Genomic DNA, 14,262 nt, shown 5'->3' on the forward strand with positions numbered 1-14,262 from the left:
GGGCGACCTTCTCAGGTCGCCCGTTTTTTCTTTTCTGATCACCCCTGAATCAGAACATCAATCATCCGGCATTTCCGGCGGCTTGGCCGGTTTGGTCGGTTTCGCCGGCTTGGTTCCTTTTGCGCCCTTGGCCGGCGCCGGTTCTGCAGCGGCAGGGGCAGTCACCACGGTGGAAGTAGTTTCTTTCTCGGCGGCAGGCAGCGCATCAATCGTGTCGAAGATCTTCTTCAAATCGACCGCCGCCGCTTCATCCCCCGAAGCCGACAGTTTGGTCTCTCCATCCTTGCCCACCAGAAAGACTTTCGGATACGCCCCGGCGCCCAGCTTCAGCGAACGCAGCAGCGCCATGGTTTGCTGCTGCTCGAGGCTTTTGCCATCGACCTGACCGCTCATGCTCAGGATGGTGTAGACCTTGATCTTGCGGTCGGCGATGCCTTGTTTGTTGGCCGGGTCGTCCAGCGCTTTTTTCAGGCTGACCCAATAAGAATCGACCGTACTGGAAGCGATCACGATCACCGGGCGGTTGATGCCCTTGTCGACGTCCAGAGGGGAATCGCCGTCGGCGGCGAACAGGGGGCCGGCAATCGCCAGCAAGAGTGTCAGGGTCAGTGACCTGATGAGCATGCGCATCTCCTTTTGATATCCACGCTCTAATGATTGCGCATCGCGGCGATTGTTCCGGGGGGGCCCGGCAAAAGTGTTTCGCCTTGCCCAAAGCTTAGGTCAGCACCGATTTTGCGCAACCGGACGGGCGCGATCCTGTCGCCCATTTGTTTACCTTTTATGACCGCGTCAGCCAGACGCTTGAGCCTTCAGGGCCATGGATGCTCGCCGATCAAAACGCCAGCTTGTAACCGATCAACACCAGCATCGTCGCCAGGCACGGGCGCAGCAGTTCATCGGAGACGCGGCCGGTCAGGTGGCTGCCGAGCCAGATGCCCGGCAGCGAGCCGACCAACAGAAAGCCCAGCACGCCCCAGTCCATGTTGCCCATGCTCGCGTGGCCGAGGCCGGCGACCAGGGTCAGCGGAACGGCGTGGGCGATTTCGGTGCCGACCAGGCGGCGGGTCGGCAGCAGCGGATAAAGGATGAACAGCGCGACGGTGCCGAGGGCGCCGGCGCCGATGGAGGTCAGGGCAACCATGGTGCCGAGGATCAGACCGGTGATCACGGTCATGACATTCAGGCGCGCGCCGCTCGGGTTGTAGTTGCCGCCAGCACGTTTGTGGGCGAATTCCAGCAGACGCTTCTTGAACAGAATCGCCAGCGCCGTGGCGAACAACACAAAGCCCAGCGCCTGCTTGATGATTGCGTTCATCGCATCCGGCGCAGTGTGCAGGGTGCTGAGGAACCACAAGGTCATCGCCACCGCCGGGACACTGCCCAGGGTCAGCCAGCCGGTGATGGCCCAGTCGATGTTCTTGTTCTTCCTGTGGACCAGCACGCCACTGGATTTGGTGATGGCCGCGTACAGCAGATCCGTGCCCACCGCCGTGGCCGGATTGATACCGAACCACAGCAGGATCGGCGTCATCAACGAACCGCCGCCGACACCGGTCATGCCGACGATAAACCCCACGACCAGCCCGGCAATCACCAGGCCGAAATTTGCCAATTCCATTAAGACGTCCAGACAAACCACAGGAAAAATCCGGCCCGCAGGATAACCAGTTTTCTTATAACGCCCTATATCGATAGGATCTATCGTTATGCCATTTCATCAGTATCAGTGCTGTCGTCGGCCTGGTTTGAAACTGTGAGTACTGTTGAGCCAGACCGTCGCCAGCGCGATCAGCGACAGGATCAGCAACGCCCACGGAAACGACATCGCCCCCGCCCGGTCCAGCAGCAAACCGCCGAACAATCCGCCGCCGGCAATCGCCACGTTCCATGAAGTGGTGAGCATCGCTTGCACCACATCCACATGTTCTCCGGCGGAGTCCGCTGCAGCCGTCAGCAGCAACGTCGCCGAGCCACCGAACGACAGGCCCCACACCGCCATGCACGCATAAATCAGCCAGGGCGACGGCGCGACCAGTGCCAGCACCAGCGCGGTCACGGCAAACACCGCGAGGCTGATCAGCGCCAGCCCGCGCAACCAACGATCCACCAGCAGACCGATGATCCAGATCCCCAGCAGCGAGCACAGACCGAAGACCAGCAGCACCAGATCGACCCGCTCGCCAAGACCGGCCTGCGTCAGGAACGGGGCGATGTAGGTGTAGAGAATGTTGTGCCCAAGCATCCAGGTCAGCACCACAAACAGCACCGGACGCACACCGGGTAAGCGCAGCGACTGCATCAGTGGCAAACGCTCGGCGCGGGCCTGGCCCGGACGATCCGGCACGGCGATAACGATCCACGCCGCCAGCACCAGCGCCAGTGCCGACATGATCCCGAACGAGGCGCGCCAGCCGATCACATTGCCCAACCAGGTGCCGGCCGGCGTGCCCAGCGACAACGCCACCGGGGTGCCGAGCATGGCAATCGCCAGCGCCCGACCCTGCTGATGCACCGGTACGATCCCGCGCGCGTAGCCGGCCATGATCCCCCACGACAGCCCCGCCGCCATCCCGGCCAGAAACCGCGAGACCAGGGTCAAGCCGTAATGGCTGGAAAACGTGGTGATGGTGTTGAACAGCAGAAACCCGCCGACCGTCATCAGCAGCACCCGCTTGCGCCCCCAACCACGGGTGGCGACCGTCAGCGGAATCGCCGCGACAATCGAGCCCAGCGCATACAGCGTCACCAGTTGCCCGGCCAGCACTTCACTGACGTTGAGGCCGGCGCCGATCTGCGGCAATAAGCCCGCCGGCAGGGTTTCAGTGAGGATGGCGATGAAGCCGGTCATGGCAAACGCCAGCAACGCGGCGTAAGGCAGTTTGTCGGTGCGGGTGGCACGTTCCAGGCGGGTGAATTCGGCGCTTGCGGGGTCGGTCATGACAGGTGCAGCTCCCTTTGAGTCAAATCGGACGACAGATTGTATACAAACACAGTCGTCCGCCACTCTACCCGACTTGGCTCACTGCACTGGCAAAAAATTCAAAAACAGCAGGCTCTGGGCGTAATTCAGGCCGATGCGCCGGTAGCGCTCGTCGAGCATCTGGGTCAGCAAATCCAGACGCGCCACGACTTTGCCGAACTCCGTGGCAAAGCTCAGGTTGCTGCCCTCCTCGGAAATCTCGTTGGAAAACAGCAGCGGCTGGCCTTCCTTGTTCTGCCGTTGGGCGAGGATCCACGTGGCTTTCTCGATGTTGCGCGCGGCGTTGTTGACGAAGGTCGGGTTGATCGCATCGGTCATGTAGAACTCGGTGCGGTTGCCGTGGGCGGTGACCAGCATGCTGCCGATGGCATAGATGAACGCGCCGACCCGGTCGCCGAGGAATTCCGGGCTCATGGCATAGCTCAGCGCGGCCAGGTCTTTTTTGCCGCCGAGGGTCGGCAGCGGTTGTTGCTGCTCGATGGCCAGCCGCACTTGTTTGACCGCGGTCTTGACGTCGAGGAACCCGGATTTGCGCAGCTCCTCAGGGTTGCGCAAATACAGCTTGCCCATCAGCAGATAGAGGCTGTCGAGGTTGTCGCGCATCGCCAGCGTGGCCATGCGATCGACGCTGGTCTGGAGAAATTCCTGAGGCCTGCCCTCGCGCATCTGGGTGATGAAATTGTTGCCGTCCTGATGGCTGCAACCGCCGAGCAACAGCGTCGACAAAAAGGCCAGCAGCAGGCACGGGCGATAAATGAATGCAGCGATGGGGTGCAAAACTCTCGGCATGAATTCTTTGACGGACACGTTCCTGTGCGGCGGAAGTCACCGCACCCTGGCCATGGATAGAGCCGGGGATTTCGCAAAAGTGCAGTGTCGGCGCGGATTCCCGACCTTCGGCGCTAACTGCTCAAGGCATTAAGTCCGACTTTATTTTTGCATTAATCGTTTCATCCGCTATAAATCTTCACGCAACCATCAATTAGCATGACTATTTAGAGATTTTTAAAACAACAACAAAAAGGAAGGTCAACCATGCTTCAATCCCGACACTCACTCTGCGGCCTCGGACTGTCCCTGATGATCGCCACCCTCTCCGCCCAGGCTGCCGGCCTGTCCAGCGAACACAAAGCCTTCGGCAAAACCAATGACGGCACGCCCGTCGAGCAATACATCCTGCGCAACAGCCACGGCATGCAAGCCACAGTCATCACCTACGGCGCGACCTTGCAGGCGCTGCAGGTGCCGGACAAACACGGCAAGCTCGACGACATCGTCCTCGGCTTCGACGATGTGCAGGGTTACCAGAAAGGCACCGCGTACTTCGGCGCGACCATCGGCCGCTTCGGCAATCGCCTGGCCGACGGCGCCTTCGAACTCGACGGCAAGCGTTACCAAGTGCCGCAGAACGACAAGACCAACGCCTTGCACGGTGGCACTCAGGGCTTCGACAAAAAGGTCTGGAAAGCGACGGAAACCAAAGACAAGGATTCGGTCGGCGTGACCCTGACCTACCTGTCGGCGGATGGTGAAATGGGCTTCCCCGGCAACCTCTCCACCGAAGTGACCTACCGCCTCACCGACAGCAACGAGCTGCGCATCGACTACAAGGCCAGCACCGACAAACCGACGGTGCTCAACCTGACCAACCACAGCTACTTCAACCTCGCCGGCGCCGGCAATGGCGACATCCTCAAGCAAGTCGCCACCCTGCACGCCAGCCATTACACCCCGGTCACCGCCAAACTGATCCCGACCGGTGAACTGGCCCCCGTGGCCGGCACGCCGATGGACTTCACGAAGCCCACCGCCATCGGCCAGCACATCAAGGCCGATCATCCGCAATTGAAATTCGCCGAAGAGAAACACGGCGGCTTCGATTTCAACTGGGCGCTGGACACCAAGGGTGACGTCAGCAAACTCGCTGCCGAAGTCAGCGACCCGCAATCCGGTCGCTACTTGCAACTGTTCACCAATGAACCGGGCGTGCAGTTCTACACCAGCAACTTCCTCGACGGCACGGTCAAGGGCAAGGGTGGCAAGGTCTATCCACACTGGGGCGCGTTCACCCTGGAAACCCAGCATTACCCGGACTCGCCGAACCAGCCGAACTTCCCGAGCACCCGCCTCGATCCCGGCCAGACCTACACCCAGAGCGTGGTGTTGAAGTTCTCCGCGAAGTAAAAGCAAAAGATCGCAGGCTGCGGCAGCGCCTACAAGAGAAAATCAATCCTGATGTAGGGCTGCTGCAGGCTGCGATCTTTTTGCTTTTTGAACCCCTGGACTATCTGCTGCCTACTCTGGATATCGACCGGTGCAAACAGGGGTAAAAGAAACTCAGAGACTCAGCTGATTACGGCGCCTTTCGGGCCACTGGCAATCAGTGCTGCACCACAGGCGGTTTTCATGCCGTCCAGCGCGATGGGCACGCCATCGACGGTGTAGGTGCTGCTGCCCTCGGCAATCGGGAAAACCCCTTTGCACAATGGGCAACTGACCTTGTGACCGACTCCGGCAATCGGCTTGCCGTTGAGGTCGGTCCGGGAGAATGCTTCGAGGACCTTGCCACCGTGAGTGGTGGAGTCGCCGAGGCGGATTGCGTCTTTCATGTTGTCACTCCTTTGACCAGTAACTCAGCCTTTTGCCGATAATGAATTGTTGACCCAAGTCACTGGAGCCCATCATCCCCACCCTAATGCACTGTAAGCGATGGTCATATCGAAGATGTTGCAGATGGTGCATTCAGAATATCCTCCGGGGTCAAAATCGTATCAGCACCAACAGACAGACGAACTCTTTACACTCATCAACTCATGGGGATTCGAATCACTCGCACCACTCACTGGCCTTGCGCCCGAAAATCAGGGTTTCCATGGCCTGAATGAAGTCACGTCCCTGCATCCAAAGTTCGTCATGGATAAGGCTCAAGACGTAGCAGCGACCCCGCTCGTCCATCAACAGCGCGCCGTGACCGTGCTGGACTTCGGCGATGCTCACCAAGGTACTGCCCAGGCGTTGCTGCCACTCAAGGAACTCTTCGCTTCCATGCAGATGTTCAAAGGTGCCGAATGCGACATCACTGGTAGCGCATTCCTCGCCTGCGCCACAGGTGCCCACCCGCAGCCCGGCGAGCTGTTCAAGCAGGGCCGTGGCCGGGTGTTCAGGTGGGACGAAACCGGGCAGTGGTTCGGTGCCGGTAGTGGGCCAACCTGCGGCGAGAAACAGTGGACGCAGGCTTTCGGGAAGTTCGATCAGCGGCGGCACGTCAGCATCCGGTCACGTTTTAACTATGTCGCTATTAAGTGCAATAAAGTCCACATTCGCGTCATAGTCGAAGTCTTCAACTATATCTTGAAGGTGCATATGCTCAAGTCCATTCGTTGACATCTCATACGATGCATTAATAAGAAAAATACCAAGCTCTCTAATCGTTTGTGGATCAGCAAGAATCGAAACCTCATCCAGCTGAATACTCGTATCACTCCCGACAGCGGTCCCGTGCACGGTGAACTTAGTCAGCGTTTTCATAGATTGAAACCTTTATCCCGAAGGTAGTCTTTTTCTTTCCGCGTGAGTTCAGAGACGCTACCCCGCGTACCATGGCTCTGAGACCCATCCTTGTTAACCACAACTTCAGCCTTCCTTGTCTTGCATTGGCAGTGAGCGTGAACCTGTTGATTCGTATTTTCCACATGCGGCGGGTCTATCCGAATGCGGCCATTGCCGACAGGCTCCCAACGACCAGACTTTGCTAATCCAAGCGGGTCGATCCAATTTACTGGATTTGGAGCATATGCATAAAAATTCAAACCGCCGGCATAGCGAATAGGATCCTTACTGACAAAACGCCCTGTGGCCGGATCATAGTACCGATACCGGTTGTAATGCAGCCCCGTCTCATGATCGTGATACTGCCCCTGAAACCTGATCGGGTTCGTCACGCCATGCTGCCGCGCCCATTCCGAGCGCTGCTCCGTCACCTGCCCCCACGCCTTGTACTGCGCGGTCCAAGCCATATTGCCTTGTGAATCCGTCAGTTCCTGCGGAGTACCGAGGTGATCACACTGATACCAGGACAACGCATCAAACGGTAACGCCGTTGCCTTGTGATTCCACACCGGGTCTTCATCAAGGCTGTATTCACCACTGTAATCCGGCAGCCCCATCAGATTGATCGGCGCATGCCGTACAGCCTGTGCAACAGGGACAAAAGTGCCCGGTTCAAAGACGTAATGCACCGTGCGTCCCGGCTCGCCATCGCCCTGCGCCAGACTGCTTTCCCACGCAAGATTGTCGCCATCCCAACCGTAAAGCGTAAAATCGCAGCCAAGTTCACGCTGTTTGCGGGCGTGCTCGTTTCTGTTCCAGAGGGAACCGGCTTCTGGCCGCTGTTTGTAGTGGGCGCGGGAGTTTTTGTGCAGACGTCGTCCCAACGCGTCGTAGGCGAAATCCACGCTCAAGCGCGGATCTTCGAAATGCACCAGTCGATCAAACAGGTCCCAACGCATATCGCTACGCTGGCCGTTGTGCCAGCGCTGGATCTGATTACCGCGTTCGTCGTAGTCGTAGTGGGTGCCGGCGTATTCGCGCAGCAGGTTGTCGACCAGTTTGCTGCGCGGTGGCGTCAGATCCAGTGGGCGACGGATTTCGGCAGTCTTGTCATCCAGCAGGTTACCGGCCGGGTCGAAGGCGAAAGTTTCAATACCTTGACGCGTCACGGCACTGAGCAGTCGGCCGACCGGATCGTAGCGATAAGCGAGAGGGCCGCGACGACTGTCGTTGATGTCAGTCAGTTGGCCGGCAGCGTCGTATTGGTATTCGCGCTTGAGCAGAGTGCTTTTGTCATCGCTGCGACCCAGCAGTTGCTCCTGCAAGCGACCGGCCGGGTCCCAGCTTTGGGTTTGCAGCAAATGGTTGCCTTGATGACGGGCAACTTCGCGGTGCAGGTCGTCGCGTTCGTAACCGATCAGCTCATGCTCGTCCAGGCGCATGCCCAGCAGGTGGCCGCTGCCGTAAGTGAGCCAACTGACGCGGTGTCCGTCCGGGCGTACGGTGGCAACACGTTGATTGAGCACGTCGTACTCGTGCTGCCAGATTGCGACGGTGGGCTTTTCCAGTCCGAGGTAATGTTGGTGTTCGCGCAGCAGATTGCCGGCCGGGTCGTGGAACCATTGCAGGCGGCTGTCGGCATTGTCGGCCAGCACCATATTGCCGTTGCCATCGTAGGCAAAGGTTTCGCTTTGCGATTGGTCACCCAGGGTGGCGCGACGCTCGGTCAAGCGGCCCATCGGGTCGAAGCTCACCGAGATGACGCGTTTGCCATTGATCGATTGGGCAAGGCGACCCGTCTGAGCATCGTATTGATAGCGCGTGGTGCGACCGTCGAAGCCACGTTCTTCCAACAGGCGTCCGACCGGGTCGTAGTGGAAGTGCGCGCGTTGTTCGTTTTCGTTTTCCAGGGCGGTTAACCGTCCGAGGCGGTCCCAGCGATAGCGCAGGGTTTGCTCGGCGGCATCGACCCGTTCGGCGATCAAACCTGCCGCGCTATAGCTCCAGGTGGTGCAGCGATCGAGACCGTCGACATGCGTCAACAACCGGCCTTCGGCGTCGCGCTCAAAGCGTTCCTCAGTCTTGTCCGGGTGCTTGATCAGCACCAGTTGGCCGGCCTTGTATTCGTATTCGGTGGAGTTCCCGGCGGCGTCCGTGAAGCAGATCATCTGCCCCAGTTCGTTGTATTCCCAGGCGCTGGTCTTGCCCGAGCAATCGACGTACTCAACCAACTGCCCGGCATCGTTGTAATCCAGGGCCTTTTCGTTGCCGTTGGCATCCTTGATCGCGGTGGGCTGACCGGATTTGTTGTAGGCGTATTCGGTTTTGTTGCCCAGCGGATCGAGCGCTTCGACCAGGTTGCCTTGGTCGTCATAGGCGCGTTGCCACTGACCACCCTCAGCATCGCTGATTTTGATCAGCATGTCTTGATCGTCGTAGGCGTAATGCATCACCGTGTGATCGGCGCGGATGTGTTCGAGCAAGTTGCTGCGTTCATCGTAGCTGTAGCGATCGGTGCTGCCGTCGGCATTGACGCGGCGCACGATGTTCTTGGCCTCGTCGCGGAAGAACCATTCCGAACGCTCATCCGCGTAACGGATGCGGTAGGTGTAGCCAAGGATGTCGTAGTAGTGCCAGGTCTCGTTGCCGAGCGCATCGGTGACGTAGGTCAGACGGATGTTTTCGTCCCACTCCAGGCGCGTATCGAAGCTGCCGTCATCGGCCCATTCGCGGATGGCTTTGGCCTTGGAGCCCGGACCGTCCCACTGCAGGTTCATGCCGCGTCCGGTGCGGTCGGTATAGCGGGTGATCAGGTGATGCTCGAACTTATACGACCAGACTGCACCGTTCTCGTCCTGTGCTTGAATCAGGTCGCCATAGGCGTCGTACTGGTAGGCGCAGAGCTGTCGCTGCGGTTCGCCGTCAACGATTTGCCAGAGACCCGTCAGTCGGCCGTGATCGTCAATCAGCGTGCCGAGGTGCAAGTGAACCTTGGTGAAGTCGTTTTCCTGATAGGTGATCAGGTCCGAGAGCACCGATTGTTCGCCGTGGCGATGCTCGTAATGCAGCATGATTCCGGCGCCGTTGCGCAGCGAGATGTTGCTCAGCACAAAACGCTGGCCACGGCGGACGTAGGTTTCCTTGCGTTCGAAACCACGGCACAGCAACAGCTGATCTTCGCTGGCACGAACCAGGGTGATGTTTTCGATGGGGTCGTAGTGGAACAAACCGACTTTGGGCAGCGGATAGCTGTGGTCACGGCCGTCGGCGTCGTAGAACGTCAGGCCTTCATCCACGCAGTCGAAACGCGTGGTGAATTCGCTGATCCAGCGGGCGCCGAGTTCGCTCTGATCGTAGGCGTCGAGACGAGAGTTGTAAGTGCGTGTCCATTCGATCGGGAAGGGGCCGGGCAGGCTGAAATCGGTATGGCTGAGGCTTTCCGAACCCAAGGCGAAATTGATGCTGAAGTCCGTGGCACATTCACAGGGGCCTTTCTTTGGATTGGGCGCGCCTTTCGCCGGTGCCTGTTGGCCGTGGGCGGCCAACTGCCCCTCAGATGCCGTACGCTTCGCCTGTCCGGTCTTCTCCGGGTGGACGGCGGCGTTCTGGCCATGGGCATTGCGCTTGCGCCACAACGTCACGGCGCTGGAAAGGATCAGTAGCAACCAACCAATGGAGTTCTGAACGGACTCGTCGTCCAGCTTGCTTAATTGGGTGCGTAGTTCCGGGCCCATCGCCCGCAGTTTTGCGGTTTCCGTAGCAACCCGCTTCTTCACGTCATCGGGCAGCAGGTGATCGGCTGCACTGTTGGCCAAGCCTTTGCCTGCGGCCTTATAAGCGCTGCACGCGGCGCCGAAGATGTTGCCGAACGATGCAAGGGGATCATTCTTGAATTGATCGACCGCCGCACTCGCTTGTGCACCAGCCGCGTTCAGGTCGCCCTTGGCATCAAGCTTGCCATTGGCCACCGTCTCGAGGCCTTTGGCAATCTCGTTGATAACGTCTTCGCCCAGCTTGCCAGCGTCCGCCAGAATGCCCGGCAGCTTGCCTTTGGCCTGTTCAACGAAATCATCCAGCGTGCCGATAATCGAGGCGTTCAGGTGACCTACCAGCACCTCGATCACGGAGGTGCTGAGCAATAACTTGCTGCTGGCCCTCATCTCCTGACGCACCAGAAACAGCGTCGGACGCAGGGTCATCCGGGCTGCCGCCATCGCCGGTGGCAGCGGCAAAACACCGATCAGATTGATACCGAGACTGGCCCAGGCGAGCAGATCACGTTTCTGCGCGTTCGACAGCGTGACGATGTCACCCAACGCATCGACCAGCGCCATGATGTTGCCCACCACGGGTAAAGCACCGGCAACGTTTTTGATCCGGTCGAGGGTGACCACCCCGCCGCTGGTGGATTGAAGCCAAGCGTCGAAAGTCGCCGCGCTACTCGCAACGTCCTGAATATCGATGGCATTCAGGGGAACAATGGCAACCTGAGGTTCACGTTTTACAGCAGCACTTTCAGTGGTCATGACAGCATCTCACCCGCCGGCAGGCCCGGGGTTTTCAAGGAAGTTTTTGGAAGCGTCGGCGCCGGCAGACTCGGCAACTTGCCCGCCTTGCTCGCCGCCCCGAGAATCCCCGACGCACTCGGCAACGCCGCACTCGCCAGTTTCGGCAGCCCGGCCGCTCCGCCTTGCACTGCACCCTTCACCTGCTGCGTCGTTTGCATCGCACCTTGCGCGGTCTGCATTGCACCCATCCCTGTCTGTGCCAATTCCTTGCCCTTCTCCAACATGTCCCAGTTCTTGCTCGGCAACGCCTGCGCCACCATGGCCTGCACCTGGCTCGGAATGTCTTCCGCGCCCGGCGGATTCAACGGCCATTCCGGTTTGCCGATGTAGCTGCCGTCGCTCCAGGTGTCCGCCGGATCCTTGCCGAACAGCACCCGCGCCGGGCCCGGTGCGGCGCCGGCAACACTGGCGAACCCCTTCGCGTCGAGCTTGCCCTTGATGCTTTTGCCCAGCGCATCGATGACTTCGTAGTCGCCGTCCTTGATGCCCTGACGCCCAGCGTACTGGTTGAACAATTCGAGGTTGCCCTTGCCCGGTTTCGGCGGTTCCGGGAACACGCCGGCCAGGGATTTCGCCCCGGTGTAGGCGAAGTTCGCCGCATGCGCGGTGTACGGGCCGCTGGTGGCGTGGGTGATGCCGCCGGCGTTGTAGGTCGTCGCGCTGCCGCCGCCCTGGATCACCAGTTCGGTCTTGGCGGTGATGGTGATGCGGTCAGCGTTGGCGGTGATGTTGAGTTTGGCCAGCAGGTTGATGCTGTCCTTGAGCGCCTTGACGTCGATGTCGCCGGACGCCGCCACCAGCCGCCAGCCCATGCTCTGCACGAACAGGCGCATGCCGCGACTGGCGCTGGCCAGCAGACGTTTGCCGATGGAGAAACTGGTGTGCCCCGTGCTGCTCAGCGCCAGGTGTTCGCCAGTGGCGATATGGCTGGAGCGCGGCGTGGTCAGGGCGATACCGGCCGGGCTCGCCAGTACCAGATGCGGCTCGGTGAACTCGGGGAATTCGTTGGCGGTGAGGTTCGCCGGACCGCTGCCGAGTACGCCTTGGTGCTGGGCGTGCAGCGCTTTGGCCACGTCGTCCTGATCGCCGGCCTCTTGAGCCTGAAGCTCTTTGGCCTGCGTGGCGAACCCGTCCTGTTGATCGCTGGCGGTGGCCAGGCGCTCGGCGGTTTCCGGCAGGTCCTTGTGGTGCTTGGATTCGTTCGGTCGCGGTTCGGTGGTGATCAGCAGACCGGCACCGGCACGCACGGCGCCGTGACGGTCGGTTCTTAACTCAAAACCTTCGCCGCGTGGCTGCCCACCTGAAGGACGTGGATGGGTCAGGTAACCAAGGTTGATCGCGCTCGCGCCGTGATCGCTGCGCAGCGCGATGCTGATCTCGCTGGTGGTGTCGTCGATGCGCAGTTCGTTGGCGCGGCTGCCCTTGTATTCCTTGCTCTTGACCGTGGCCAGGGTCTTGAAGTCCGGCAATTTGTACGGCGGCAGGTTGGCGCCGTGGTACAGGCAACCGGTGATCAAGGGCTGGTCGGGATCGCCTTCGAGGAATGTGATCAGCACTTCCATGCCGACCCGCGGAATATTGATCGAACCGAAGGTTTCAGCGGCCCAGCTGGAGGCCACGCGCATCCAGCAGGTGGTCTTGTCGTCGTGCTGGCCTTCGCGGTCCCAGAAGAACTGCACCTTCACCCGGCCGTATTGGTCGCAGAAGATTTCTTCACCTTCGGGACCGGTGACCACGGCGCTTTGCGAACCGAGGACCTTGGGCTTCGGGTGATCCAGCGGCGGACGATACGGCACGTCCCAGGGGATGGCGTTGAAGCGGTTGCGATAGCCCTGATGGAAATCGTCCTTCAGGTCAGTGGTGTCGCTGGTCACCGACTCTTCCAGCACTTGCGGCTGCTTGCCTTCGTGGAAGATTTCGGTGAGCAGCCACAGGTCGTTCCACGTCGGATTGGCGTGGTCGGTCAGGGCCAGAAAATGCCCGGTGACCAGAATCGGCTGGTCGCTGTTGCCCTCGGCCAGGCGATAGTCGCTGCGGTGGCGTTCGAGGTTGCGGTTGGCCAGGTGCTTGCCGCGCTCGCGATCCACGAAGCGGCCCGGGTAATCGTAATCTTCCAGGTCCGGTTGGGCGCTGCTCTTGGCGTCGCTCTCCAGCTCGATCTTCGGTTTGACGAAGTCGTAATCGCGCCGCGTGGTGCGGCTGGTGCGGGTGGCCAGGCGCAGGCCGAAACGCTTGACCACCGGTTGGTCCGCCACCAGCCCGGAGTCCTGCTGATACGCCACCGGCGCCAGTTTCGGGAACACCGTCTGGTCATCACCAAAGGTCAGTTTGTGGCCGCTTGAGGTGTGCTGGAAGTGGTAGTGGATCCCCTCCTCCTCGCACAGGCGCTGGACAAAGTGCAGGTCACTTTCATCGTACTGCGTGCAGTAGATGCGCTCGGGATAGATCGCGCTCAGCTGGAAGTGGTAATCGCTGGCGAGGATCCCGTGCTCTTCCAGCACCTCACTGATGATCTGCTGCACGGTCATCTGCTGGAAAATGCGCTGGTTGAAGCGGTGCGCGAGGTACGAAAGCTGCGGTCGCAGGGAGATTTTGTAGCGGGTCAGGCGCTTGCCCGCCTCGCCCTGGGCGATGCTGTAGATCAGCCCGTGGATCCCGGTGCCGCTCGGCGAGAGCTGAAGAAACGCCAGTTTGTGCAGCAGACCTTCGAGGTTGATCGAGGCCTTTTCGCTGACCAGTTCCAGCTCGAATTCAAAGGGAGTGTTGAGGGCTTCCCGACCGGTGAACGACAGCACCTGAAAGTCGCTGTCCGCGCCATCGATGGTCAGATTGAAATGAGGCTGGTTGGCCGGTGAGAACATTCCCTTGTCCCTTGCGCAGTGCTGCGATACGCGCCAGATCGCTAAGGATCTGGCGGCAAAAATTCTTTGAGTAGTGAAGGTGCCTCGACCGGTGATATCACCCAAAAGGCGGCCAATGGCCATCAATTAGTATGCCAACTTTTTCAAACCCTTATAAACCGGGGGCTTGGTAAGTTTTCTTCACAGATACGGCGAAAATTCCCACTGCATTTGTCGAAAAGTGCGCAAGAAGTTGCGCAGTACTGTGCAACTTCTTGCGCACTTGGCTGGAGGCCTTGATTGGCAAGGCTTGCAGGAGGTT

10 protein-coding genes are annotated in these 14,262 nt (G+C 59.9%); 1 reads left to right on the forward strand and 9 read right to left on the reverse strand.

Annotated elements, in window-relative coordinates; genetic code table 11:
• Nucleotides 1–57 precede the first annotated feature (57 nt).
• The 4 genes from ABTV87_RS18985 to ABTV87_RS19000 all read right to left on the reverse strand — a co-directional run bounded on the left by ABTV87_RS18985 (nt 58) and on the right by ABTV87_RS19000 (nt 3,772).
• Nucleotides 58–624 carry a DUF4174 domain-containing protein gene (locus tag ABTV87_RS18985; RefSeq protein WP_127798857.1) on the reverse strand — a complete coding sequence of 189 codons (567 nt, stop codon included), beginning with the start codon at nt 622–624 and terminating at the stop codon, nt 58–60.
• Nucleotides 625–835: 211 nt separating this feature from the next.
• On the reverse strand, nt 836–1,621 hold the full coding sequence (locus tag ABTV87_RS18990) for a sulfite exporter TauE/SafE family protein (RefSeq protein WP_011335062.1): 786 nt from the start codon (nt 1,619–1,621) through the stop codon (nt 836–838).
• Nucleotides 1,622–1,726: 105 nt separating this feature from the next.
• Entirely contained in the window at nt 1,727–2,941 is a 1,215-nt protein-coding gene (locus tag ABTV87_RS18995) for an MFS transporter (RefSeq protein ID WP_433898132.1), read from the reverse strand.
• Between the two features lie 81 nt (nt 2,942–3,022).
• Complete coding sequence (locus ABTV87_RS19000; protein WP_433898133.1) at nt 3,023–3,772, reverse strand: hypothetical protein; 750 nt, start codon at nt 3,770–3,772, stop codon at nt 3,023–3,025.
• A 246-nt stretch (nt 3,773–4,018) separates the two neighbouring features.
• Between ABTV87_RS19000 and ABTV87_RS19005 the strand changes: the two genes are divergently transcribed.
• Nucleotides 4,019–5,167: an aldose epimerase family protein gene (locus ABTV87_RS19005; RefSeq protein ID WP_433898134.1), complete on the forward strand. Its 1,149-nt coding sequence runs from the start codon at nt 4,019–4,021 to the stop codon at nt 5,165–5,167.
• A gap of 161 nt (nt 5,168–5,328) precedes the next feature.
• Here the strand turns inward: ABTV87_RS19005 and ABTV87_RS19010 are convergent, their stop codons facing one another.
• From ABTV87_RS19010 to ABTV87_RS19030, 5 genes are all read right to left on the reverse strand, one after another.
• Nucleotides 5,329–5,592: a PAAR domain-containing protein gene (locus ABTV87_RS19010; RefSeq protein WP_007951599.1), complete on the reverse strand. Its 264-nt coding sequence runs from the start codon at nt 5,590–5,592 to the stop codon at nt 5,329–5,331.
• Nucleotides 5,593–5,809: 217 nt separating this feature from the next.
• Nucleotides 5,810–6,247, reverse strand: a complete 438-nt coding sequence (locus ABTV87_RS19015) for an SUKH-3 domain-containing protein (RefSeq protein WP_433898135.1) — start codon at nt 6,245–6,247, stop codon at nt 5,810–5,812.
• 12 nt (nt 6,248–6,259) lie between these two features.
• A complete protein-coding gene (locus ABTV87_RS19020; RefSeq protein ID WP_433898136.1) occupies nt 6,260–6,511 on the reverse strand; it encodes a hypothetical protein in 252 nt (83 codons plus the stop codon).
• Nucleotides 6,508–11,058 carry an RHS repeat-associated core domain-containing protein gene (locus ABTV87_RS19025; protein ID WP_433898137.1) on the reverse strand — a complete coding sequence of 1,517 codons (4,551 nt, stop codon included), beginning with the start codon at nt 11,056–11,058 and terminating at the stop codon, nt 6,508–6,510. Before ABTV87_RS19025 ends, ABTV87_RS19020 begins: the two co-directional genes overlap by 4 nt.
• The gene (locus ABTV87_RS19030) at nt 11,055–13,961 is read right to left on the reverse strand and encodes a type VI secretion system tip protein VgrG (protein WP_433898138.1); all 2,907 of its coding nucleotides are present in this window, start codon (nt 13,959–13,961) and stop codon (nt 11,055–11,057) included. The genes ABTV87_RS19025 and ABTV87_RS19030 overlap by 4 nt, the downstream gene beginning before the upstream one ends.
• Nucleotides 13,962–14,262 lie beyond the last annotated feature (301 nt).

The organism is Pseudomonas sp. PSE1(2024) (assembly GCF_050990555.1).
GTDB lineage: Bacteria > Pseudomonadota > Gammaproteobacteria > Pseudomonadales > Pseudomonadaceae > Aquipseudomonas > Aquipseudomonas aphyarum.